This is a genomic window from Candidatus Bathyanammoxibius amoris, assembly GCA_024451685.1.
In the GTDB taxonomy this organism is placed as follows: Bacteria; Planctomycetota; Brocadiia; order Brocadiales; family Bathyanammoxibiaceae; genus Bathyanammoxibius; species Bathyanammoxibius amoris.
In genome coordinates this window covers 100,363-122,698 of sequence record JAMXCW010000001.1, presented here as the reverse complement: position 1 = coordinate 122,698, position 22,336 = coordinate 100,363, and the positions used below count along the sequence as shown (strand labels likewise).

Sequence of the window (22,336 nt, the reverse complement as noted above, 5' to 3'; positions counted from 1 at the left end):
GACTTAAATATGATAAAGTGGCAAAAGCCTGTTCGCAAATGTAACGACTGTAAACTTAACCTCGGTGACCATTGCGCCATATACGAGAGTCCAAGGGACAAGTGGCACCACGGTAGATGTTCCGGGTTCAACAACGCAGAGTTAATAAAGAAATTCGAAGAAGAACTGGCAAAACATCCACCCAAAGAAACAAAGGAAAAGAGGAAAATGGTAGCAAAAGAGAGGGGCACAGAAGAACATCATCAGGGAAAGACAAAGACCGCCAGGCAAAGCACCCACTAGGAAAGGTCTTTGTTCTGAGAAGGCTGCAGGTCGTAGCATCCCCGTTCAATCGCCTTGAAAATGGCCGTCTTAATGGGTTCGTAGGCGGCGGGAACCTCTACAGGACGGTTTGCGTATCTGGACTCTACACCGTCCAGTGCTCCCATGTGATATCCAATCTTAAAATCCGGAAACTTCAACCCGTGCGCCGTTGAGATTACCACAACCTTGTCCTCCGGCTTTATAAGCCCCCTGTCCGTCAGTTTCATCAAGACCGCAAGCGCTACCCCGGTGTGCGGGCAATTAAACAGCCCACTGCGGTCGGCACGTGCGGCCGCATTGGCCAGTTCATCCTCCGTAGCCTGCTCAACCACACCCTCGAAGTTCTTCAAGACCCTTATTGCACGATGCACGCTTACGGGGTCTCCTATCTGAATAGCGGTGGCAAGGGTCTTTTGCGCCTGAACGGGTCTGTATTCCTTGAAACCCTTCAAGTAACTGCGATAGAGGGGATTAGCCCTCTCGGCCTGGGCGCATACCAGCCTGGGCAGCCTGTCGACCAGACCAAGCTCCCTAATCATAAGGAACCCCAGGCCTATGGCCGTCACGTTCCCCAGATTTCCACCGGGAACGACAATCACGTCAGGCACTTCCCAATCAAACTGCTGAGCTATTTCTATACTTATCGTCTTCTGGCCCTCTATGCGGAGGGAATTCATGGAGTTGGCAAGATATATGTTGTTCTTTTCACATGTTTCTCGAACCAGTTTCATACATCCGTCAAAGTCCGTGTCGATAGACAACGTTAACGCATTATTGGCCAGGGGCTGAACCAGCTGAGAGGTAGAAACCTTGTCCTTGGGCAGGAACACTATTGCCGGTATGCCTGCCGCCGCACAATAAGCCGCAAGCGCGGCAGAAGTGTCACCCGTCGACGCACAGGCCACACCGAGTATCCCCTTGCCCTCGGAGATCATCTGCTTGACCATCGACACCAACACCGTCATCCCAAGGTCCTTAAAAGAACCTGTATGGGCGTTCCCACACTGCTTTATCCACAGGTCCTTTAACCCCAGATCCTCGCCAAAACGTTTTGCCCAGAAAAGATTACTGCCTCCTTCATATAAAGAAACGACGTTCTCATTCCTTATATTTGGACACACCAGCTCCTTCTTGCCCCATACACCGCTGCCATAGGGCCACTCTGTCCGCATGTAGCGCTTCTCAAAAAGTGTCTTCCAGTGGCCGGGCTCTTTCTGTTTTAGTTTGTCCAGGTCATGTTTTACTTCCAGAAGCCCTCCACATTGCCTGCAACTGTAGACTATCTGGTTAAGCTCGTATCTTTCGTCACAGCCGCTTGAGCACTGGAACCAGGCATTATAGTCAGCTACCATAACAACTAAGTCCTCTCTTTTAACAAAAGAAAATTTACTCCAAGAATTATAGGGTCAGGATTACCAGCTTTCAAGGAGATAAAAAGATTCAAAAATTTCTCTCCTTCTGTCTTGACACGTATTGCGTGAACGCTATAATTTTTTAAAAGCTTTACCTTATTACCTGCGGTTCAGTAACGTTTGGTCGTTTATATTAACTGCCTGCTATGGCCAATGATCAAATTACCAAGGTAAGAAAGATGTCGGTGAAAGTCAACGTAATAGAATGGCCACAAAAGACGGAACGCCTGGCACTCATAAAGGAAAGATACGAAAAGCTGGTCCTTGAACCAAGAAGAGAGATTGAGTTTGAACTGGAAAAGGACCTTGCAGAAGAAAACGTGAGTGACCTTCGCTTTCCAAACCTTGCCCAGGCCTAAAAATAAAAAAAGGAACTCTTTCCCAGAAACTTCCCCACCCAAAATGGTAGCGGTGCCTTCTCACTACAAGCTGTTCCAACCATATGCCCAAAACAGATACTAACGTCCAGAAAGTAATCGTTACCATAAAAAAAGAAAATAGTGCCTTCAAAGAACCCGCGGTAACCACGGTCGCTAAAAGCCGGAGCCCCTTCAAAGTCCTTATTTCCTGCCTGCTGAGCCTGCGTACAAAGGACAACGTCACATCAGCCGCCAGCAAAAGACTGTTCCGGCTGGCAGAAACACCCGATGCCATGCTAAAACTAAAGACCCCCGAGATTCAAAAGGCAATATACCCCGTCGGCTTCTATAAAACAAAGTCTGCAAGAATAAAGGATATTTGCAAGATGTTGATTGACGAATACGACAGAAAGGTTCCTGACGATATAGATACCCTCCTGAAATTCCCCGGCGTCGGGCGAAAGACGGCAAATCTGGTCGTAACGCTCGGATACGGCAAGCCGGGTATCTGTGTAGACACACATGTACACAGGATCACCAATCGCTGGGGGTACGTAAAGACAAAGACACCCTTTGAGACAGAGTTTGCGCTGCGTGATATACTACCGGGGAAGTACTGGCTCGTTATAAACGACATCCTTGTCACCTACGGGCAGAACCTCTGCACCCCGCTTCTGCCGAAGTGCAGCATCTGTAAGGTCCACTGGTACTGCAAAAGGGTCGGCGTGGAAAAACACCGCTGAGCGGCAGAAGTTTTTTGTTATCCGCGCTCCCTAACCCCGGGAAAGAGGGCACTTCGTAAATTTCCTCCCCCATAACCACTTGATGTAATGACGGCTCGTGCCGAAGGTTCCCCCAAAACCAGCCTCACAGCGTCCTGGTTCCTCCACAAATAAGCGCTTTTCAATTGATATTAGCTGCAATTTGGATAACATGACAAATGCAGAGAACGCCCGCGCGTCTTTCTTAAACAATTCAGGAGAAGTTGTAAAATGGGAGACAGGCTTATCGACTTTTACGGTACGGAATGCGTGCACTGTAAGGAAATGGACCCCCTGATTGAAAAACTCGAGAACGAGGAAGGGGTAAAAGTCACGAAGCTTGAGGTCTGGCATAACAGCCAGAACGCAGCGCTCATGAAGGAACTGGACAAGGACGAAAACGGCAGCACATTCTGCGGAGGCGTCCCCTTTTTCTACAACGAAAAGACGGGCAAGAAGATCTGCGGCAACACCACCTATGAGAAGTTCAAAGAATGGGCCCTGGGGGGTTAAAAAGGCCGCCATATGCCTAAAAAGACCCTCAAGAGTTTTAAGGTGGAGTACCAGCAGGTCCTTGACAACCGTGGCAATGCCGACAAGTCCCTTCTGCCGAGGCTCAGCCCGGAACAGACGAAGGAGCTTTATGAGCTTATGGTGCTTATAAGGGCCTTTGATGACAAGGCCTTCAAGCTTCAGAGGCAGGGAAGACTGGGGACTTATTTACAGTCAAGGGGGCAGGAGGCGTCACAGGTCGGCGCGGCGTATGCCTTGAAGGAAGAGGACTGGCTGTACCCCTCCGGCAGGGACGTAGGGGCGCTCATTACCCGGAACCACCCCATGTACATGCTGCTTCAGTACAGGGGCGGGGACGAGAGGGGGGGTATCAAGCCCCCTGAAGGACTCAACAACTTCCCCTTTACCATACCCGTCTCCACACACATACCTATCTGCACCGGCGCCGCATGGGCCTCAAAAATGCGCAAGGAGCGGGTGGTACACATGGCACTATTCGGAGAAGGCGCCACCTCCAGGGCAGACTTCCACGAAGGACTGAACTTCGCCGGTATCTTCAAGGTCCCCGCGGTCTTCATATGCGAGAATAACGGCTATGCCATCTCGCTGCCCAGGGCCAGACAGACCGCTTCAGAAACCCTCGCACAGAAGGCGTTCAGCTATGGATTCGAGGGCGTGCAGGTGGACGGCAACGACGTCTTTGCAGTTTACGGTGCCGCCAGCCGCGCCGTAGAAAAGGCCAGAAAAGGAAAAGGCCCTACGCTCATAGAGTGTATCACATACAGGATAGCAGGCCATTCTACATCCGACGACGACACAAGGTACCGGACAAGACAGGAGGTCAAGGAATGGCAAAAAAAAGACCCTATAGACAGGCTTGAAAAATACATGAAAAAGAATGACCTCCTTACCGATAAGTATAAACAGTCCGTTATCCAAAAATCAAAAGACCTGATAGAAAAAGCAGTTGAAGATTATGAAAAGGTTCCGCCGCCCGAACCGGCAGATTTTTTTACCAGTACATACGCCCGGCCTACGGAAGAACTGAAAGACCAGATGAAAGACCTGTCGGGCTAAGCCTTTCTAGCTTTTAGACGTACGCCTTACAAGGGTGCAGGGGGCAATTCATGAATTGCCCCTACCGTGTGTCGTCTACAACCTTTCTGTTCCCGGGAGAGACAACAGTGGCTAGACTAAATCTGGCTCAGGCCGTCAACCTCGCCCTGAGACAGGAGATGGGGAGAGACGAGAGGCTGGTAGTCCTTGGTGAGGACGTCGGCAAGAGCGGTGGCGTCTTCAGGGTAACAGACGGCCTGCAAGAAGAATTTGGGGCGGAAAGGGTGGTTGACACGCCCCTTTCAGAGGTGGGCATCATCGGGACATCTATCGGCCTCGCGGTGAACGGCATGCGTCCCGTCGCCGAGATACAGTTCAGCGGCTTCCTCTACTCGGCCTATGACCAGATTACCACACATGCCGCCAGAATAAGGACAAGGAGCAGGGGCGGGCTCACATGCCCGATGGTAATCAGATGTCCCTACGGGGGAGGGGTGAGGGCGCTTGAGCTGCACTGTGAGAGCCTGGAGACAATCCTGGCACACACGCCGGGAATAAAGGTGGTAATCCCCTCAAGGCCCTATGACGCAAAAGGTCTCTTAATCTCGGCCATAAGGGACCCGGACCCGGTGGTCTTCCTGGAACCCACCCGCGTATACAGAGCGATAAAGGAAGAAGTGCCGGAAGAGGAATACACCATCCCCCTCGGCAGCGCCAATATCATAAACAAAGGGACAGACCTCACCGTTATCTCCTGGGGTGCCATGATGAAATATACGCGCGAGGCCCTCGACAAAACAGACTACAGCGTAGAAATAATAGACCTCAGGACCATAAACCCTCTGGACACGAAGACTATCGTGGATTCCGTCAAAAGGACCGGGAGGTGTTTGATAGTACACGAGGCGCCCAGGACATGCGGGTTCGGCGCGGAGATAATTGCACAGATAAACGAGAAGGCGTTCCTTAATTTGGAGGCGCCGGTCGAAAGGGTGACGGGTTTTGACGTCCCCTTCCCGTTGTACAAGCTGGAGAACTATTACCTCCCAGATGAGAGGAGGATATTGAAAGGTGTTGAGAAGGTAATGAAGTTCTGATAATCTTTTAGTCGTAGAGGCGAAGCTGCCTCGCCCCCGTGTCAATGAAAGAACATTTCTTACAGGCATCGATATGGCATATGACTTCAGATTTCCGGACATCGGCGAAGGCCTTGTAGAAGGCATAGTGGTGGAGTGGAAGGTTAAAGAGGGCGACAGGGTTGAGGAAGACCAGGACATTGTCGACATAGAGACCGAGAAGGCCGTCTTTACCCTGCCTTCACCTGCCGCCGGGACAGTGCTTAAGATAAATTACAGGGAGGGCGATACCATCTACGTGGGCGACATTATTATAACCATCGGGGAAGCGGGAGAGGAGGTGTCGAAGGCCGTCGCCCGGAAAGAGAAGGAAAAGGTATACGGCGAGGCCGTCGTAGGCGTCCTGGAAGAAGCCCCCGAAGAAAACAATGAGTATGAGAAAAAAAAGAGGCCCGCCGGGAAGGAAGCTGTCGCAGAGGAAGCGTCCAAGGGCAAGGTGCTGGCAACTCCGGCGGTAAGAAAACTGGCCAGGGAATCCGGAGTGAACATCTCGCGCATCAAGGGCACGGGCAAGGGCGGAAGGGTTACCGCCGGGGACGTGAAGAACCTTGCCGCAAAGAAACCCGCTGCCGTAAAAGAAAAGAAAGAGATTAAACAGGTCAAGAAGTATGACATGTACGGATACATAACAAGAGTCCCGCTGAAGGGCGTGAAAAAGGTGGTAGCAAGAAAGATGAGCGAGGCCGTTTCAAACGCCGCGCTTGTCACCCATCAAGACGATGCCGACGTAACCCACCTTGCGGAGATAAGGGAAGCACACAAGGAATATGCGAAAAAGAAGGGAGTAAAGCTGACCTACATCCCGTTCGTGGTAAAGACCGTCATCGAGGGCCTGAAAAAGTACGCCTATTTGAACTCGACCCTTGAAGGTGACGAGATCGTATTGAAAAAATATTTTAACATCGGCGTCGCCGTCGACACTCCCGACGGGGTCATCGTGCCGGTAATAAAGGGTGCCGACCAGAAGGCCGTCCTCGACATAGCAAAAGAGATAGGAGAACTGGCCGGGAAGGCACGTCAGAAGAAGATTGACATAGCAGACCTTAGGGGCGGGTCCTTTACCATAACCAACGTCGGCTTCATCGGGGGCACACACTTCACACCCATCCCAAACCACCCTGAGGTGGCCATCCTGGGCCTGGGCAGGATTGAGGACCGGCCCGTAGCGAGGGAAGGCAAGGTGGTTGTCCGCAAGATTATGCCGCTATCCCTTACCTTTGACCACAGGGTCGTAGACGGCGCAGACGCTGCACGCTTCGTAAATACCGTGAAGGAATATCTCGAAGACCCCGATTTGTTCCTGGTAGGGCTGGGCCCGGACAAAAAACCGGGCTGAGTTATTTAACCTCCTCCCCGGACAGGAACATATAGTAGTATGCCAGCCAAGTCATCACCAGTCCGGCCGCAAACGGGAGCAGAACGCCGGTCCAAGAGACAACAGACACCCAGACCGGCATATCAGAGGATGTGAACCGTGAGGCAACTTTAACGGCAATCAGTACGTGAAAACAGATTATTATAAGCCTGTTATGCCTTGTGGTCGCCTTTAGCCTTTTCCAATCCAGCATATGGCTAATATATTAAAATCTTTTCAAGAAAGGCGCTAGCGGCCATAAAACCCTACCAGCTTGGTGAAGCCGAGGTCATGACCCTCCATGGCCTTCTCCAGGTCAGACTTCGTCTCTCCGCGCGGCAGGTCAAGAACTGTATCAAGTGCATATAGCTTGAAGAAGTATCTGTGGGGTCCGCCACGTGGCGGACATGGGCCGCCGTAGCCAATCCGCCCGAAGTCGTTTGTGCCCTGTTTGGAGCCGTTCTTGAGTCTCCTCTCTTTAGGCACGTCCTCGGGAAGGCCCCTTGTGCCGGAAGGAATATCGTATATAACCCAATGCGCCCAGGTGCCGGCGGGTGCGTCCGGGTCGTCACAGATGAGACAGAAAGTCTTTGTTCCATCAGGTTGGCCACCCCAGTTTAAAGGCGGGGAGACGTCTTGTCCGTCACACGTATATCTCTTGGGGATTGACGACTCGTCCTTGAAGGCGGAACTGCTTAGCTCAAATACCTGGACAGTATCCCCTCTCGCGAAGCCTATCGCAAAAGCGATAATGAACCAGCATATTATTAAAAACACATAAAATAAATTGTTACCTTTCAGCTTCATCCCTGTTACTGAAAGTTACTTAAAATGAACTGTAATTTCAAGATAAATTATCCAGTTACTTTAGGGATGAACTTCCATCTGTTGCCGGAACGGTCTTTAATACCCCCTGTAAACAAGGTTATCTTTTTCTTGACATCTTCTTGTAAATATAGTTATTGTATGCGTTTGAGAGAAACTCCCGATACCGGTTATAATACTCCCGTTCAAAAACGGCTCTTGGTGAATGAAGAAGACCAAAACAGCTCCTGATTACAATATTACCGTTGTGGAAGAGGGGCCTGAACTCATGCACCTAAAGCTCAGCGGTAATCTGTATACAGCAAACTCATCCTCGTTCTTAAGCGACTTAAACGCACATCTTTCCGGGAGACTCGCCAGAGAGATAAAATTAGACTTCAGCGGGATTGACTATTTCGACAGCACGGCTGCCGCCGTCATCACTCAGACAAAAGCGAATCTGGCTCAAAGGGGTTGCCGTGTAGTGTTGTCTAATCTCAAACCTGAGATCCAGAAACTATTTAACATACTTAACCTGGACTCGTTACTGCGCGAACGGGCGCATCTAAAAGAAAAGCGCCCCGGACTTTTTCTGCGCGCGGGCACCACCAGCATAAGCTTTGCAAAAGACGTGGTCTTTACCTGTGGATACCTGGGGGACGTCACACTGGGGCTGTGTTATGCCGTCAGGTACCCCCATAAGATCAGGTGGGGCGAGGTGTTTTTCTACATAGAAAGGACGGGTATAGAGGCCATACCCATTGTACTGTTGATTAACTTTCTCGTAGGTTTTATAATGGGATTTCAGGCCGCCGTTCAGCTGAAGCAATTTGGTGCCAACATCTATGTCGCCAACCTGGTAGGGCTTTCCGTTGTAAGGGAGTTGGGACCGCTGATGACAGCAATTATAGTCGCCGGCAGGTCAGGGTCCGCATTCGCCGCAGAGATAGGTACGATGAAGGTCTCTGAGGAAATAGACGCTATTAAGTCCATGGGGCTTGACACCACGCGGTTTCTAATCGTCCCAAAAGTCATCGCCACCGTTGTCGCGTTGCCAATCCTGACCCTTATGGCCGATCTGGTCGGCATCTTCGGCGGGTTGGTGGTAGGGGTTTTGTTCCTGGACCTGACGATATGGACCTATATATTACAGACTGAAAGGGCCCTTGATGTATTTGATATATTCACCGGCGTTTTCAAGAGCTTCGTGTTCGCCCTGTTAATATCTGGTATCGGATGTATGAGGGGCCTGCAGGTTGAGGGTGGTGCGCAGGGTGTAGGCCGTTTGACCACTTCTGCCGTGGTTTCGGGTATTTTTCTTATAATCATGTCCGACACACTGTTTACTCTTCTGTTCAACTATGTTAAATGGTAATATTATGGAAAACAACCCTGTAATACAGGTAAAGGATTTGACCATCGGATACGAGAATGAGGTGGTTCTAAACAATATAAGCTTCGATGTCCACCAGGGAGAGATATTTATAATCCTGGGCGGAAGCGGCTGCGGTAAGAGCACCCTACTCAGACACATGATTGGCCTCCAGGAGCCTTATCGAGGTGAGGTCCTTATAGACGGAAGGGATTTAGTCACTGCCAACAGCAGGGAGCACCATCAGATTATACGTAAATTTGGCGTACTCTTTCAATCCAGCGCCCTGTTAAGTTCAATGACGCTGGCCGAGAACGTTGCGCTGCCACTGGAGGAATATACGCATCTTCCAAGGAAAATGGTCGATTTTCTCGTCCGTGCAAAGCTAGGCATGGTAGGACTTCTCGGGTACGAAGGCTATTTGCCGGACCAACTCAGCGGGGGGATGAGAAAGAGGGCGGGGATAGCACGCGCAATGGCACTTGACCCGGAAATCCTCTTCTTCGACGAACCGTCAGCCGGTCTGGACCCAATCACCTCCGCGAGTCTGGACGACCTTATTATGCAGTTAAACGCCAGTCTTGGAACTACCATGGTGATAGTAACACACGAATTGCCCAGTATTTACGCCATTGCAAACCGTGTAATAATGCTTGATAAAAGGACCAAGAAGATTATCGCCGAGGGCAATCCCGCAGACTTGAGGGACAGGAGTGCCGACCCCTTTGTCAGGGACTTCTTTAACCGTCAGGTTGGAGAGGGAGTGTACAGCTAGATTAAAATAGTAGACTTGTTTATCTACAAAACTTTCTGCAATAGTCGTGGGAGGTCTTAGCCGTGGCCAGTAACGCTCTCAAGGTTAGGGTTGGGATATTTGTTATCGTGGGCATATGTCTGGTTGTCGGGATCTTGATTGTACTATTCTCATTGCTGAGCACGACAGAGAAAACTATCTACGTAACCTACGTCTCTGAATCCACCTCCGGTTTAGACAAAGACGCCGCGGTAAAATACAAAGGGGTAAAGATAGGACGCGTTGCCAAGATACGTATCGCTCCGGACGGGCAACTTATAGAGATTGTAATGGAGGTCAATTCATCATTCCATATGAAAGAGCAGTTTATCTCGCGCGTGAAATATGCAGGTATAACGGGACTACGGTATGTTGAAATCGAACCCAGGGATAAAGACATGAAACTGGATGTGGATTGGGAAGTGGCAGAGAAAGAGTTTCACCCAAAATATGAAGTTGTCTCCTCAGCCTTTTCCGACCTTGAGCAACTTGGCGATACGATTCAAAAGACAGTCAATAATATCAACCAGCTTGACATCAAGAAGATCTCCGACAAGCTTACAACCTTGTTGGATAACCTGGATACACTTGTTGCAGAGCTTAAAGACTCTAATGTTGTCACTAACATAAATAAAGCCGTTGCACAACTCAATAACCCAAAGATCGGTGAGACCATTGGCCACATGGAAGCCACCGCCAAAAAGCTTCACACGCTTGTAAGCAGGCTTGAGGAGGATGGAGCCGCTGATAAGTTGAACGCCCTTTTGGACAACGTGTCAATGTTGGCGGGCAATTTGAACGCGGTGACGTTTGAACTGCAAAACATGACGGCATTAAATGGCACCTTGATGGCCGCTCAAGAAACCGTCCGGGAATTAAACCAGACACTAAGGGAAGGGGCCTCAACATTGATTTTCAGTGAGCCCCCCAAACCAAGAAAAATCTCAGGGGACTAACTATGAACTCGCGTCTTATACTGTGCGCCTCTCTCCTGTTACTCGTTACCGGGTGTCTGAACCTGAAACAACCGGCAGTAAAAATCAACTACTACCAGATCGAATATGAACCCATGAATGTCCCCACGCCGAAACCGCTCGATGTAGTGCTGGGTGTGCGCGATTTCGACATCGCCACCACCTACAACAGCAATCGATTGGTATACAAAAAGGGCGCCTTCGAACGAGATACTTATTTTTATAACCGCTGGATTGCAAATCCGGCCGCGATGATAACTACTGCGACGCTCAGTGACTTTATACACTCCGGAACCTACCTTGCCGTTGTGCCCATCCCGGGAGCTACAAAATGGAACTATGAGATTCAAGGTTACGTCCGCGACATCTACGAAAACGACCTGGGTAATAACTGGCACGGAGTCGTCGACCTGGAGATAACACTCATCAAGGGCATGCCAACGGATCTGAAAAGGAGAGTCCTTTTCCAGAATAGTTACCACTCCTCAGTCCCCTGCGCTGGTAAAAACCCAAAGGCCGTTATCGCCGCAATGAGCGAGGCGATGCAGGCAATCTCCATCGAGTTGCAGGGGGATGTATATAAGGCCATTAAAGACAACCTCAAAGACACAGAGGGTGTCACCGAAGAATCAAAAGATACTGGAAATGCGACACGCTATCTGGCAAGAAACCATGTTCGCAACTGATAATTATTGGAAAAGACCATACTGCGAAGGATACAAGAAAATTTAATCTACCATTTGTGGCTGTATTGGTCCTGAGCCTCTGTTTCCTCATCTCATGCGCGGCAAAGCCCCACAAGGAGACGGGCTTCCTGGGCGACCATCCGGAAATGAAACAGACCGCAAACTTCCACCGTATATACATCAAGCCCGACGTAGATTTTACGATCTACGAGAACGTGGTCATAAGGCCCGTCAACACCGAGCATCTCCCCGAATTCAAGTGGTACGACAACACGTACAGTGAAGAAGAACTGGAGGAAATCACCGAGTGTATAAATGACGAATTTGCCGAGGAATTGAGAGAACATTACCTTATCGTTAAGGAACGCCCCGATTACGCGAGGAAGACCCTGATTCTTGAACTGGCGCTGGTAAAGCTGGCACCGGTAGATAAATACAGCAATGTAATATCCAGCGCCTGATATACATACCCATCTCAAAAGGGGAGGTCGCCATAGAGGGGAAGCTGCTGGACGACATCATGCAGATGGGTCAGGCCGAGAGGGAGGGTCATTTTGGCGGGATCTTCGAGGTCAAACCATGGAAATAAGTGTCACTTGACGTTCAGGTTTGGTATTATTATGATTCACCTTTTGACGTAAGGACTCAACATATTGACCCCCCGGTGAGTCCATCTCGGGGCGTGGCTCAGCCTGGTAGAGCGCGGCGTTCGGGACGCCGAGGTCGCTGGTTCAAATCCAGTCGCCCCGACCACTTCCTTAATAAGCACTTAGTTTCTTAACTAGGATAAACGGAAAGTAATATGGTTGAGGGTGGATCTAAATTAGGGGGCAAGTATTTTGAGGAACCAACGCCGAAAGGAATAACTGAGATAGACTGTCCTGATTGTGGCAAGACTGTAGAGTTTATGAGTGACGAGAAGAGCAGAAAATGCAACTGCGGGAAAACCATCGAAAGGCCGCTGGAAACACAGGGAGAATCGTAATGGCATCTAAGAAATTTCCGGACAGTTGCTCAACTTCTACAGAAATTGCAGAAGCGCCACGAAGACAATAGTATGTTGAAGCACTTCTCTATAAAGGCCTTTACCCTGTCACGAAATAAATATACCCTAAAATTATTATGGCAATAATAATTACAATCGATTTCCGGTCTAGCACGACATTCCCCCTTTCTTTTAGCGCACCTTGGCAAAGAACCAAATTCTTCGAATAAGTATGCTTCTCAGGTGAGGAATCTACTACCAGCGGGAAGGATTGTCAAGTCCCTAAGTTTGGTGTCCAATAGGTGTCTATTACAACTCAAAACAACCAACATTTCCAACTCCAACTAAAACTATTCAACAGGCCCTACGTGTTGATGAGGTATCTTTGTACGCTCTCAAGCGCCAGCGCGAATGCCCTGGCGCCGGGGTCTATGTGTCCCATGCTGCGCCCGCCAAGATAAGAGGCCCTGCCCCTCTGTGCTATCATGCCCGTCGTGGCCTCGGCACCCTGCCGGGCGGACTTTACGGCCTCACTCAGCGCCTTGTCGGCGGATGCCCCGTTATTTATACTGTCGCTGAAGGCCGCCACTGCGGGGACCAGGGCGTCCAGGAAGGTCTTGTCGCCCGTCCGGGCCTTGCCGCGCGTCTGTATGGCCTCAATGGCAGCGTTGCCCATCCTTACTACGTCTGCCGCCTTCTTAAAACCGGAACCCCCGCCCGCCTCCTTACCCGCTGCGTGGATTCCCACACCAAACAGCAGCCCGATTGTCCCACCCGAGGAGGTAATGAGATGCATGCCTAACTGTTCAACCAAACTGACTGCGTCTTCCGGAGGTTTTGCCTTGAGCCTGTCCGACGCGGTCCTGAACGCCTTACGCAGGTTGGTCCCGCACTCGCCGTCTCCCACCTTCGAGTCAAGTTCATTCAGAAAAGATTCCTCTTCCTCAAATGTCCCGGCAAGTGACTCGACCAGACCGATAAGCACTTCCGGCGTTATATCCTTCATAATTGCTCACCTATTGTATTAAATTTGGATAAAGGCGGGTGTGCGGGCCGGGGCGAATAACAGGGGCTTCAGCTCGCTGTTAAGCCGCAGCAGGGTCAAAGAACAGCCACTCATCTCCAGAGAGGTCATAAACTCCCCCACGTAGCTTGCAGAGAGCCTAAACCCCTTCGCCTTGAGTATGGCCGCCGCGGCGCGATGAACGATATAAAGCTCCATAACGGGTGTTGAGCCGAGTCCGTTCGTCATCAGGGCCACCTCATCCCCTTCATCAAGAGGGAGGTCTTCCATAATGCCCTCTAGAAGTGTCTCGGCCAACTTGTCGGCACTCATTATCTTTGTGCGCCTGACGCCCGGCTCACCGTGGATTCCCATACCAATCTCCATCTCGTCGTCCGCCAGCGTGAAGCTGGGTTTGCCGGTCGCCGGTACGGTGCACGGGGAGAGGGCCATTCCCATAGAACGCAGGTTTTTGAGGGCCGTCTCCGCAGAAGCCTTTACGTCATGCAGCGTGCCACCGGCCTCTGCCCTGGCGCCTGCTATCTTGTGGATGAATATAGTCCCTGCAATCCCCCTCCGGCCTGCCGTGCGCCCGGTCTCCTCCACCGAGACGTCATCATTAACGGTTATCTTGTCTATGGAGATGCCTTCATTCGCAGCCAGTTCCATGGCCATCTCAAAGTTCAGCACGTCGCCCGTATAATTCTTGATTATCAGAAGTACGCCGGAGCCGCCGTCTACGTGTCTTATGGCCCCGAGAATCTGTTCCACGTTGGGCGAGGTAAATACGTCCCCCGCGCAGGCCGCATCCAGCATACCCGCGCCCACATACCCGGCGTGGGCCGGCTCGTGCCCGCTCCCGCCGCCCGACACCAGCGCCACCTTGCCCTTTACGGGAGAATCCTTCCTGACCACTACGTTCAGGTCTTCAAGCAGCCGTACATGCCCGTGGTGCGCGGTGGCAAACCCCTCCAGCATCTCCCGTACTACATTATTTGGATCGTTTATCAGTTTTTTCATGTCTAGTAATTATAATACCTTAACGGTTAATCTGACGGACAATATATTATGTGAATTCCGGCTATTGTAAAGAATAAATAAGGTACACAAGTGGAGTCTGGTAATCTGCAGGCATTTTCAAGAGACTGACAGGAAAGGCTTGGAACTGTGGGTTTAAAAGGGTATAATCTTTAGCTCGACATTTTGGTGCCGTGTTTTGTACACAAGAGGCTGAATGCATGATGGAGGCTTGAGAGATGGCTTTTAAGGCAAAAAACCCGGAGAAGGTGGTTAGCTGCTGCCCGGTTGGAATACGTAAATCGCAGTGTCCCAGTATCGGCGTGACAAGGATGCTCCGCAAAGAGATATTATGGCTGGCAAGGATGACTGACACGCCGCTTGAAAAACTCGACGAAATCAGGAAAAAACTCCGTGATAAAAAGAAGGCCGGCATAACGGCCGACTGTCCCACCTGTCCCCATAACACGGGTCAGGTGCGTAAGGCAGAACCCGTAAAACCGGTAAAGACAACAAAGACGGCAAAGACAGCGAAGAAAACAGAGAAGGCGGAACCAGCAGAACCGGCAGCCACGGCCTAGGCAGGGGCGGCGGGGTCCTTTGTCAGCTCGAATACGATGCTCTGGCCGGCCGTGGAGGGGTCAAAGAGTTTCATAATCTCGTCATTAAGCCTCATCACCTCTTCCTCACTGAGTTTGGGGGTGTGCATCTTAAAAAGTTTATCTTCCTCCACACTGTAGAGTTCCATAAACTCCCCCAGGTCGTCGCTACCCTGTTTTTCGAGTTTTAGCAGCTTTTTCCGCATGAGGAAGAGCGCCAGCACGTAACGCATGTTCTTTGCCCACGGCTCGTCGTGATACTTCTCGTTCTCCCCCAGCCTCAGAAAGAGGTTCAGCATGGCGGCGTTGTCTATCAACTTCTGCCTGGGAATATTTTTCTGTGGTACGTTAGTCTTCCAGAAGGAGAAGAAAGGGGCGTCTGAAGTGTTTTCCCAGCAGTTTTCACAAAAATCCGTCCTTGAGAAGGCGTTGGTCTCAAGAAGGAGGCAGGAATAGATTACTTCTTCTTCCTGAAGTGTTTTCCTGCACTTGCCGCATTCACCCGTATTCTTAACGATGTTCCATTCCATAAATCAACGCCGTCTTTATCTGAGCTTTGCTGTAATTTGTATAACGTTTCCTGTCATTCTTTGCTTCGCTCAGAATGACAGCCGTGCCGGGTTTTTTAGAGACCTTATTTAGTAAACGCACCTTCAACTTTAGTCATAACGTTATTAAAGAGGATTTCCGCCCTGTCAACCACCTGGGCCAACTCGGTACGAGTGGTTTTATTCAGCTCGTCGTCCTTGATGTACACCAGGTTGGCCAGCACGTTTATCTTCCCGCCCAGGAGTCCCGCCCGCGCAAGGATGGCGGAGACGGCGACGTCGCCTATCAGGTTGGGGTTGACCTTGTCTACTATCTCGGCCAGGTCTTCAAGCATGGCCAGTGAACACCTGAGGAGCCTGAGAGGGACGTCCATGGCCCCTTTCATGGCGCTCTGTATGGCGTCTGTCCGCCTCTTTTTTTCCTCCGTGCCTTCCTTCGGAAGTTTATAGGCGTCCATCACACCTTGATACGCCTCCATGTCCTTATGCATGAGGCCCAGGAGTTCCACCCTGGCGTCTTCAAATTTCTTACCTTTGTCCTTAAGCAGTTCCTCAACGGCCTGGAATTTAGGTCTTCCCACGGTCATGTTTATAGACATGTTGGCCATGGTCGTACCCAGTGCACCGGCCAGGGCGGATACGCTTCCGCCTCCGGGGGTGGACGTTCCCGCAGCGGCATCATTCAGGTATCTTTCCAGCGGCTCCTTGCAGTACATGTGCGTGCAATCCTCTTAAGCCAGCGGTTGAACGTTTCCTAGGAGCCGGTATGGCCTACGGCACTAACTCTTGATTGTTACCTTCGTGTTGGGGGTAACAAAATCATAGAGCTCTTCAACGTCCTCGTTCCGCATCCTTATGCAGCCGTTGGAGGACTCGGTACCAATGGTCTCGGGTTTCGTGGTGCCGTGGACACCGTAACCTACCGTGCCGGGTTTGTTCTTAAATCCAAGCCAGCGAGTCCCGAGGATGTTCTTTGGGTGTCCGTAGGGGTATACTCCCTCAGGTGAATACCAGACAGGGTTCTTGAGTCTGGATTCGACAAAAAAAGTCCCTTCGGGCGTACTGTCGTCTTTTCCCGTCCCGATAGGGAACTCCTTCACGTAGTAACCGTCAATAAGCAGTGTCAGGGTAAAGTTTTTCTTGTCCACCAGTACGCTGGTTGTGCCGGTCAGGACTTTCAGGGGCTCATTGACGCGGAGCCGGGTGTCTTTCTTCCTGTTTATCCTCATAAGGAGTCCCGGTGTGGTGTTAAACTTCTTTGCAATCTTTGTGAGGTTGTCTCCGGATTTTACCTCGTAGGTAACGGATCCGGGTCCTGTCTTGGGTGAAAAGACAAGTTCTTTGTTGAGCACCTCGAGATGCTTCTTTATTATCTCCCGTCTCTCCCTTGATGTCTCAATAAACAGGGCCTTTGAATAAAGATTGCGCGCCTCCTCCTTCTTACCCCTTAACAGATATTCGTACGCGTTATCGATGGTTTCCTGCAGGGACTCCCTTCCCGCCGCGTGTTTTAAGCTCCGGGAGCCGGTTTTCCTTTTTGCGGCGTGGGCAAAAGACTGTTCCCCGAGCGGTTGGCGTCTGGGTCTGGAAACAACGGTACCCGTTGTGGTGGGAAGTGCTCTGGGTCTTATGGTCTGTCGCCTGGGATGAAGTCTTTCAGAAGGACGAGAACGCTCTCTTACTGCCTCGGGAGACTTTGTCCTGAAGATTATGTCTTCACGCCTTATCTCTTCTACCTGGCCACCGGCCATGCTCCCGCTGCTGATACTCCGGCTTGATTCGGCATAAAGGAGGTTGTCGCTACGCTGGCTTTGTTGGAGAAGGAATAAAAACATGCAGACGATGGCCCCGGATAGGTGGACGAAAATTCTGTAGTTTTTCATCGTGAAATGATTCCATCCTAATGGTAGGCCACCCCGTCCGGGGGAGAATTTAGCATATTCGGCAAGACTTGTCAAGGAAGAAGGTGGAAAGGAAAAGCTATAACGACCGGGGTTCTACCTCAAGCCATTTTAATTTGTCGTTCAATTATCGTAAGGCCATTACTCGTACAACCTTACAGCAACCTGGGCATTGGGGGGACAGGGAGTCATAATGCAGGTATCCCCGTGAATCGTTACGAGCGTCTTATGTAGACGTCTCTGGCGGTATCATAATCGAGGGCCAGTTGTGTTTCACCCATGAATACCACCAGTGCGGGTTGTTTCTGGTGTACCCTCAGGGTTGTTCCCGGCAGGAGTCCAAGGGAAGACAACTTGTCCAGTCTCTCGTGGTGCCTTGTAGTGATGTACGCCACCTTTCCCTCTTCACCGGGAGCCAGGTCGGTAAGTGGCTGTACCAGCGGGCGCAGCGCTTTTCTTTCTTTCCGGCGACAACATTCCCCCGGCGGGATTATCTTCCCGTGCGGGCAACGGACGGGATGGCCAAGCAGGGTGCAGATGCTGGTCGTCACCTCTTCCGAGAGATAGTGTTCAAATATACAGGCCGCTGAGTCCATCTCGTCGTGCCCGACAGCCAGCACGTCTTTGAGCAGCCTCTCAGCCAGGCGGTGCCGCCTGATAATCAGCTCTGCCGCTTCTCTGCCGGGGGCACTCAGCGTGACGGAGGATTTTTTTATGCGGACGAGACCCCTTTGTTCCATTTCGGCAAGGACCGTTTCCACAGTCCCAGGGTCTATCCACCGGACAACCATGCCCTTATCCACACGGCCATGAGACTCTTCCTCATGTATCCATACGTGCTCCAGTACCTCGTCTATACTCTGTTCATTCATCTGTGGAAGGTATCCCGTCAAATGGCACGCAGTATCAGGTTGAGCACACCGCCAACCAGAAACGCGTACGGTATTATAAAGGCAATAATTAGCATCGTACGGACGATGCCTATTTCTTTTATCATAACAAAAACACTGGCTATACAGGGAACAAAAAGTGTGATGACCACAAGGGCCACAAGAAGCTGTATCGGGTCGATACCCGAGGGGCCCTGGCTACCCTCCAACGTCTTAAAGATGCTTACGGCGCCGTAATCCCTTCTCAGGAAGCCCAGCAGGAATCCCTCAGAGGTCTCCTTGGGCAGGTCTAAAAGGCCCACGATATGGCCGCCGCCGGCCTCGATGTATTTCAGTATCCCTACTTCCATCGCAATAAACAGCGCAATTGTGCCCAGGAGAAAAAGCGGAACGGCTTCCTTCAGGAACCACTTCACCCTGTAGAGTGTCTTTACGATTATGTTTAATATCTTCGGGAAGCGGAAAGGCGGTATCTCAATGATAAAGTCCGAGCGCCCGCCGGGCAGTATCTTGGAGGCGACGAAACCAACTAAAAGGAGCTGAGACATGATAACGAAGGCGTAAACTGCAAAATACACCCCCGAAACGCTTCCCAGAATGAAGGCGATGACGCCAAGCTGCGCTGAGCAGGGTATCGCGAACGCCAGCAACAGGATGCATATCAACCTCTCCTTCCTTTTCTCCATTATCCGGGTCGTAAGTGTTGCCATGGTTACACAACCAAGGCCGATAACCATGGGCAGCACGGCCTTGCCCGTCAAACCGATCTTCTTGAACAACCTGTCCAGCATTACCGCAAGACGAGGCAGGTAGCCGCTGTCTTCCATCAGGCCAAACGCCAGAAAGAAAAACGAAACTATAGGCAGGATGATTGCAATGGAGTACGTGAGTCCCATCTGAATGACACCTGCCTTAGAACCGAGGAAGAACCTGTAAACGATGTTGTCCGGGCTCATTACCGTCTGCGCCAGGACTCCCAGATAATAATTGATGCCCTGGAAGGGGACGTGGGCCATGGTGTATTGGATGCTCGTAAACGGTACTCCCACCCAGAGGTCAAACCCCCCGGAGGGCGTTCCCGCCTGGCCGAATATCTTATTCTCAAGGAAATCCACGCTAATTCCCGCGCCGAATTCCGCAACAATCTTATACACGAGCCACAGGACGATAATAAGTATCGGATACGCGGCTACCGGATGCATGGTAAGGTTCCCCAGGACCTCGGAAATGGTCCTTCTCGTCCACAGTTCCTTCCTGAAGAGATGTATGGTTATAAGTATGCATGCGGCGGCGCCGCCTGCAAGTTTAAGGGTAAGGGCCAAAAAGAAAGGAGACGGAAATTCCTTGAAAAAAGGGAAAAGTATCAGGCCCATCACCTTATATCCCATCCCAAAAGAGAATAAAGGCATCAGGAAGAAAAAAAACAGCGGGCGTAAGAAGGCGTTTGATTCTGCCTTCTTTGAGGGGGGGTTCAGTACTTCTCGCAAGATGTTGTCAACAAAGGCGCCTCGTTTCTTGCTTATTATATAACTTAAGGAGTCGGCATATCTGCCCTGAAGCGTGTCCCTCGTCCCGTTTATTTCTTCCATAGACTCCTTGCCAATTAGATTCTTAAATCTCTTCTCCAGGCTGATATCACCTGAGAGAAGCATTAATGATATCGCCCTTTTGGGCTGTCCCTCGGGCAGGAGCCTTTCTATCTTGCTGATTGCATCCTCTATTTGCTTTCCATAGTCGACTCTCAGGTTAAGCCTTTTCGCATCGGGTACCGCGCTTATCAGGTCCCCTATTCCCCGCCTCTCCGTGGCCACCGTCTTTACCACCTGTATGCCAAGCAGGCTCTGGAGTCTTCGGGTATTTATGTCTATGCCACGTTCAAGGCACTCGTCCCACATGTTCAGGTCCAGCACAACGGGGAGTTCCATCTCCGCCAGTTGTGTAGTGAGAATAAGCCCCCTTCGAAGGTTCTTCGAATCCACTACCTGTATAACCTTCTTTTCTCCCTCGAGGAGAATGTCCCTTGCCACCCGCTCGTCCTCTGACTGAGGCACAAGGCTGTTCGCACCCGGCGTGTCCACCACCTCCACGCCCCCGCCCAGCTGCCTGCATTTACCCCTCGACACTGTAACCGTGGTACCCGGGTAGTTTGACACTATCACGTATTTACCCGTCAACAGACCAAACAGCACACTCTTACCCACGTTAGGGTTGCCTACCAGGGCTATTGAGGGACCACTCAATTTGGACCTGCGTTCTTTTTTATTCTTTAGTCGAAGCATTACGGAAGGATTCCTGCAAATGAGTCTCAATTACGATACCAGTGTATGTATTTGCCGCTCGTGTGTCAATTCCTTTTTGGGGGCCAAAATTTATTATTAGGATGAATTACCGGTTGGGATTAATCGCCGCGGAGGTTCCACTGGTATCTTCCCAGGTGTGCCCTAAAATTCCACAACCTACGTCCGGCGGGGATTTTCTTTGAGGTATTTAACGAAGGGTTGGATCAACACTGGAAGGTTCAACCCGCCAGAGGCTGAAAGTTCGCCGGAGGTGAATCTCCGCCAGAGGCGGATCCGCCTCCGGCATGACTATCAAGCGTGCCTCAGGCAGCTTGCCTCTGGCACGGTCCGCCGGTTTATTTGGAGGGCCAATCTCGTCAGAGGTCTCTAAAGAGGCGACCTCCGACACGAATCGCACGCCGCATAAATATTATAAGGGACAGGCCTGCAGGCCTGTCTCTTATTAATTGTGGCTCTTATCCTTTTCGCAGGTACGAGAACTGTGTCGAGAAAAACCACGTCTACCTGCGCAATTTTGCTGCTTAGTCTTCCTCACCGTGGGCCCTTGCGGCCACCAGGGCGCCCTTTGCCACGGACTTCAGAGGCTCCCTTGCCATCCTCACACTGCTTACCGGGAACGGGAGTTTTATCTGCTTCATCAACCTTGTAAACCTGGTCGCGAAGCCCTGGGGTTTGGTCGTACCTCCCGCCAGCACTATGGGTATCGGATTGTTCAGGTTGGGTCTATCCTTTGAGTTTTCAAACACCTCTTTTATGTTCTCCAGCACGTACTCAATGAGGTAATTATAATATATGGAAAGGGCGTCCTCGGTATTGTCCTTCGCAATGTCCGTGCTCAGGTTCAGGGAAGACTCCTTTACGGCGCATATCTGGCTGGTGGTTTCGTTTGTGGCCATTGCCACCTGCTGGTCAATCCAGTCACCCGCCTTTGTCACACTGAAGCTGAAGCAGGGGACAGACATGTAGCTAAGGCATGCGTTTACCATTCCACCACCGAAGGAAAGCCCCAGGCCGGAGAAACCTTCATCATGCAACTCGCTTAATACGACCGCCTGGCCTTCGTTTATGGGGAAGGCGTCGTAGCCGAGCTTGCCGAGAAACTTTTGAAGCACCTTCTCGTGATAAATGGAGTTAAAATCCGCGTCTATCGGCGCTCCCGGTACGGAGAAATAAGCCACCTCGCCGGTTACCCTCGGTTTGCCGACAATGCCGGCAATGAGGACCTCTATCATCGGCAGTGATTCTTTTTCTGCCGGGTTTATCACCCCACGACTGAGAGGGCGTCTGGTATCCTTATGGAACAGGTTCGCAAATTCAAGGGCGGAGTTGCCTACCACATAGAGATGGTCCCCCCTCTTAATATATCTCACTCCGGCCTTGTTCAGCATATTCTTTGTAAACTTGGTGTATTGTACCTCAAAAAACGCGTCCCTCTCATTTCTGAACATCACCTTGTCACCGTTCTGTTCCGCACAGGAAATAAACGCCGTGCCTATGTCAACACCCTTCCCTAAGGAATTTCCCCTTAAATCTGTTTTTCTGTTTATGCTTGTCATACCAATAACCTCTC

At 50.9% G+C, this 22,336-nt stretch carries 24 protein-coding genes and 1 tRNA gene; 15 read left to right on the top strand and 10 right to left on the bottom strand.

Annotation, left to right across the window (positions count from 1 at the left end; all coding sequences use genetic code 11):
• Positions 1–9: 9 nt before the first annotated feature.
• Complete coding sequence (locus NOU37_00620) at positions 10–282, top strand: hypothetical protein (GenBank protein MCQ4573742.1); 273 nt, start codon at positions 10–12, stop codon at positions 280–282.
• On the opposite strand, the gene thrC is transcribed toward NOU37_00620, so the two are convergent.
• A complete protein-coding gene (gene thrC, locus NOU37_00615) occupies positions 279–1,655 on the bottom strand; it encodes a threonine synthase (GenBank protein ID MCQ4573741.1) in 1,377 nt (458 codons plus the stop codon). The two genes, NOU37_00620 and thrC, sit on opposite strands and share 4 nt — an antisense overlap.
• A 206-nt stretch (positions 1,656–1,861) precedes the next feature.
• Here thrC and NOU37_00610 point away from each other — a divergent pair, with 206 nt between their 5' ends.
• The 6 genes from NOU37_00610 (at position 1,862) to NOU37_00585 (ending at position 6,876) form a co-directional block, all read left to right on the top strand.
• Entirely contained in the window at positions 1,862–2,074 is a 213-nt protein-coding gene (locus NOU37_00610; protein ID MCQ4573740.1) for a hypothetical protein, read from the top strand.
• An 83-nt stretch (positions 2,075–2,157) separates the two neighbouring features.
• On the top strand, positions 2,158–2,817 hold the full coding sequence (locus NOU37_00605) for an endonuclease III (protein ID MCQ4573739.1): 660 nt from the start codon (positions 2,158–2,160) through the stop codon (positions 2,815–2,817).
• A 249-nt stretch (positions 2,818–3,066) separates the two neighbouring features.
• A complete protein-coding gene (locus NOU37_00600) occupies positions 3,067–3,348 on the top strand; it encodes a thioredoxin family protein (GenBank protein ID MCQ4573738.1) in 282 nt (93 codons plus the stop codon).
• Positions 3,349–3,360: 12 nt separating this feature from the next.
• The gene (pdhA, locus tag NOU37_00595) at positions 3,361–4,425 is read left to right on the top strand and encodes a pyruvate dehydrogenase (acetyl-transferring) E1 component subunit alpha (GenBank protein ID MCQ4573737.1); all 1,065 of its coding nucleotides are present in this window, start codon (positions 3,361–3,363) and stop codon (positions 4,423–4,425) included.
• Positions 4,426–4,532: 107 nt separating this feature from the next.
• Positions 4,533–5,501 (top strand): alpha-ketoacid dehydrogenase subunit beta, encoded by a 969-nt coding sequence (locus NOU37_00590; protein MCQ4573736.1) that lies wholly within the window; start codon positions 4,533–4,535, stop codon positions 5,499–5,501.
• Positions 5,502–5,574: 73 nt separating this feature from the next.
• Entirely contained in the window at positions 5,575–6,876 is a 1,302-nt protein-coding gene (locus NOU37_00585; protein ID MCQ4573735.1) for a 2-oxo acid dehydrogenase subunit E2, read from the top strand.
• Between the two features lie 267 nt (positions 6,877–7,143).
• On the opposite strand, the gene NOU37_00580 is transcribed toward NOU37_00585, so the two are convergent.
• The gene (locus tag NOU37_00580; GenBank protein ID MCQ4573734.1) at positions 7,144–7,701 is read right to left on the bottom strand and encodes a YbhB/YbcL family Raf kinase inhibitor-like protein; all 558 of its coding nucleotides are present in this window, start codon (positions 7,699–7,701) and stop codon (positions 7,144–7,146) included.
• Between the two features lie 223 nt (positions 7,702–7,924).
• Here NOU37_00580 and NOU37_00575 point away from each other — a divergent pair, with 223 nt between their 5' ends.
• The 7 genes from NOU37_00575 (at position 7,925) to NOU37_00545 (ending at position 12,508) form a co-directional block, all read left to right on the top strand.
• Positions 7,925–9,073, top strand: a complete 1,149-nt coding sequence (locus NOU37_00575; GenBank protein ID MCQ4573733.1) for an MlaE family lipid ABC transporter permease subunit — start codon at positions 7,925–7,927, stop codon at positions 9,071–9,073.
• Positions 9,074–9,077: 4 nt separating this feature from the next.
• Entirely contained in the window at positions 9,078–9,845 is a 768-nt protein-coding gene (locus NOU37_00570; GenBank protein MCQ4573732.1) for an ATP-binding cassette domain-containing protein, read from the top strand.
• A gap of 62 nt (positions 9,846–9,907) precedes the next feature.
• Entirely contained in the window at positions 9,908–10,819 is a 912-nt protein-coding gene (locus tag NOU37_00565; protein ID MCQ4573731.1) for an MlaD family protein, read from the top strand.
• Positions 10,820–10,821: 2 nt separating this feature from the next.
• Entirely contained in the window at positions 10,822–11,523 is a 702-nt protein-coding gene (locus NOU37_00560; GenBank protein ID MCQ4573730.1) for a PqiC family protein, read from the top strand.
• 56 nt (positions 11,524–11,579) lie between these two features.
• On the top strand, positions 11,580–11,984 hold the full coding sequence (locus NOU37_00555; GenBank protein ID MCQ4573729.1) for a DUF3313 domain-containing protein: 405 nt from the start codon (positions 11,580–11,582) through the stop codon (positions 11,982–11,984).
• 215 nt (positions 11,985–12,199) lie between these two features.
• Positions 12,200–12,276 (top strand) — tRNA-Pro (locus tag NOU37_00550).
• Positions 12,277–12,325: 49 nt separating this feature from the next.
• Positions 12,326–12,508, top strand: coding sequence for a hypothetical protein (locus tag NOU37_00545; GenBank protein MCQ4573728.1), 183 nt, complete (start codon positions 12,326–12,328; stop codon positions 12,506–12,508).
• 364 nt (positions 12,509–12,872) lie between these two features.
• Here NOU37_00545 and dhaL read toward each other — a convergent pair whose 3' ends face one another.
• Complete coding sequence (dhaL, locus tag NOU37_00540; protein ID MCQ4573727.1) at positions 12,873–13,514, bottom strand: dihydroxyacetone kinase subunit DhaL; 642 nt, start codon at positions 13,512–13,514, stop codon at positions 12,873–12,875.
• 18 nt (positions 13,515–13,532) lie between these two features.
• Complete coding sequence (gene dhaK / locus NOU37_00535; GenBank protein ID MCQ4573726.1) at positions 13,533–14,531, bottom strand: dihydroxyacetone kinase subunit DhaK; 999 nt, start codon at positions 14,529–14,531, stop codon at positions 13,533–13,535.
• Between the two features lie 236 nt (positions 14,532–14,767).
• On the opposite strand from dhaK, the gene NOU37_00530 reads away from it, so the two are divergent.
• Positions 14,768–15,109 carry a hypothetical protein gene (locus NOU37_00530; GenBank protein MCQ4573725.1) on the top strand — a complete coding sequence of 114 codons (342 nt, stop codon included), beginning with the start codon at positions 14,768–14,770 and terminating at the stop codon, positions 15,107–15,109.
• Here the strand turns inward: NOU37_00530 and NOU37_00525 are convergent.
• The 6 genes from NOU37_00525 to NOU37_00500 form a co-directional block, all read right to left on the bottom strand.
• The gene (locus NOU37_00525) at positions 15,106–15,657 is read right to left on the bottom strand and encodes a hypothetical protein (protein ID MCQ4573724.1); all 552 of its coding nucleotides are present in this window, start codon (positions 15,655–15,657) and stop codon (positions 15,106–15,108) included. The two genes, NOU37_00530 and NOU37_00525, sit on opposite strands and share 4 nt — an antisense overlap.
• A 104-nt stretch (positions 15,658–15,761) precedes the next feature.
• Positions 15,762–16,391 carry a cyclodeaminase/cyclohydrolase family protein gene (locus NOU37_00520; GenBank protein ID MCQ4573723.1) on the bottom strand — a complete coding sequence of 210 codons (630 nt, stop codon included), beginning with the start codon at positions 16,389–16,391 and terminating at the stop codon, positions 15,762–15,764.
• 63 nt (positions 16,392–16,454) lie between these two features.
• Positions 16,455–17,558 carry a L,D-transpeptidase family protein gene (locus tag NOU37_00515; protein MCQ4573722.1) on the bottom strand — a complete coding sequence of 368 codons (1,104 nt, stop codon included), beginning with the start codon at positions 17,556–17,558 and terminating at the stop codon, positions 16,455–16,457.
• A 233-nt stretch (positions 17,559–17,791) separates the two neighbouring features.
• Positions 17,792–18,448: a metal-dependent transcriptional regulator gene (locus NOU37_00510; GenBank protein ID MCQ4573721.1), complete on the bottom strand. Its 657-nt coding sequence runs from the start codon at positions 18,446–18,448 to the stop codon at positions 17,792–17,794.
• Between the two features lie 17 nt (positions 18,449–18,465).
• Positions 18,466–20,745, bottom strand: a complete 2,280-nt coding sequence (locus tag NOU37_00505) for a ferrous iron transporter B (protein MCQ4573720.1) — start codon at positions 20,743–20,745, stop codon at positions 18,466–18,468.
• A gap of 542 nt (positions 20,746–21,287) precedes the next feature.
• Positions 21,288–22,322, bottom strand: coding sequence for a hypothetical protein (locus tag NOU37_00500; protein ID MCQ4573719.1), 1,035 nt, complete (start codon positions 22,320–22,322; stop codon positions 21,288–21,290).
• Positions 22,323–22,336: the final 14 nt, after the last annotated feature.

What these genes read in the sequence shown, in the direction of transcription:
- NOU37_00610 (MCQ4573740.1), top strand. Translation starts at nt 1,862, where the DNA reads ATGGCCAATGATCAAATTACCAAGGTAAGAAAGATGTCGGTGAAAGTC.
- NOU37_00510 (MCQ4573721.1), bottom strand. Translation starts at nt 18,448, where the DNA reads ATGAATGAACAGAGTATAGACGAGGTACTGGAGCACGTATGGATACAT.
- NOU37_00525 (MCQ4573724.1), bottom strand. Translation starts at nt 15,657, where the DNA reads ATGGAATGGAACATCGTTAAGAATACGGGTGAATGCGGCAAGTGCAGG.
- NOU37_00545 (MCQ4573728.1), top strand. Translation starts at nt 12,326, where the DNA reads ATGGTTGAGGGTGGATCTAAATTAGGGGGCAAGTATTTTGAGGAACCA.
- dhaK (MCQ4573726.1), bottom strand. Translation starts at nt 14,531, where the DNA reads ATGAAAAAACTGATAAACGATCCAAATAATGTAGTACGGGAGATGCTG.
- NOU37_00580 (MCQ4573734.1), bottom strand. Translation starts at nt 7,701, where the DNA reads ATGAAGCTGAAAGGTAACAATTTATTTTATGTGTTTTTAATAATATGC.
- NOU37_00500 (MCQ4573719.1), bottom strand. Translation starts at nt 22,322, where the DNA reads ATGACAAGCATAAACAGAAAAACAGATTTAAGGGGAAATTCCTTAGGG.
- NOU37_00600 (MCQ4573738.1), top strand. Translation starts at nt 3,067, where the DNA reads ATGGGAGACAGGCTTATCGACTTTTACGGTACGGAATGCGTGCACTGT.
- pdhA (MCQ4573737.1), top strand. Translation starts at nt 3,361, where the DNA reads ATGCCTAAAAAGACCCTCAAGAGTTTTAAGGTGGAGTACCAGCAGGTC.
- NOU37_00530 (MCQ4573725.1), top strand. Translation starts at nt 14,768, where the DNA reads ATGGCTTTTAAGGCAAAAAACCCGGAGAAGGTGGTTAGCTGCTGCCCG.
- NOU37_00520 (MCQ4573723.1), bottom strand. Translation starts at nt 16,391, where the DNA reads ATGTACTGCAAGGAGCCGCTGGAAAGATACCTGAATGATGCCGCTGCG.
- NOU37_00585 (MCQ4573735.1), top strand. Translation starts at nt 5,575, where the DNA reads ATGGCATATGACTTCAGATTTCCGGACATCGGCGAAGGCCTTGTAGAA.
- thrC (MCQ4573741.1), bottom strand. Translation starts at nt 1,655, where the DNA reads ATGGTAGCTGACTATAATGCCTGGTTCCAGTGCTCAAGCGGCTGTGAC.
- NOU37_00515 (MCQ4573722.1), bottom strand. Translation starts at nt 17,558, where the DNA reads ATGAAAAACTACAGAATTTTCGTCCACCTATCCGGGGCCATCGTCTGC.
- NOU37_00620 (MCQ4573742.1), top strand. Translation starts at nt 10, where the DNA reads ATGATAAAGTGGCAAAAGCCTGTTCGCAAATGTAACGACTGTAAACTT.
- NOU37_00575 (MCQ4573733.1), top strand. Translation starts at nt 7,925, where the DNA reads ATGAAGAAGACCAAAACAGCTCCTGATTACAATATTACCGTTGTGGAA.
- NOU37_00570 (MCQ4573732.1), top strand. Translation starts at nt 9,078, where the DNA reads ATGGAAAACAACCCTGTAATACAGGTAAAGGATTTGACCATCGGATAC.
- NOU37_00505 (MCQ4573720.1), bottom strand. Translation starts at nt 20,745, where the DNA reads ATGCTTCGACTAAAGAATAAAAAAGAACGCAGGTCCAAATTGAGTGGT.
- NOU37_00560 (MCQ4573730.1), top strand. Translation starts at nt 10,822, where the DNA reads ATGAACTCGCGTCTTATACTGTGCGCCTCTCTCCTGTTACTCGTTACC.
- dhaL (MCQ4573727.1), bottom strand. Translation starts at nt 13,514, where the DNA reads ATGAAGGATATAACGCCGGAAGTGCTTATCGGTCTGGTCGAGTCACTT.
- NOU37_00605 (MCQ4573739.1), top strand. Translation starts at nt 2,158, where the DNA reads ATGCCCAAAACAGATACTAACGTCCAGAAAGTAATCGTTACCATAAAA.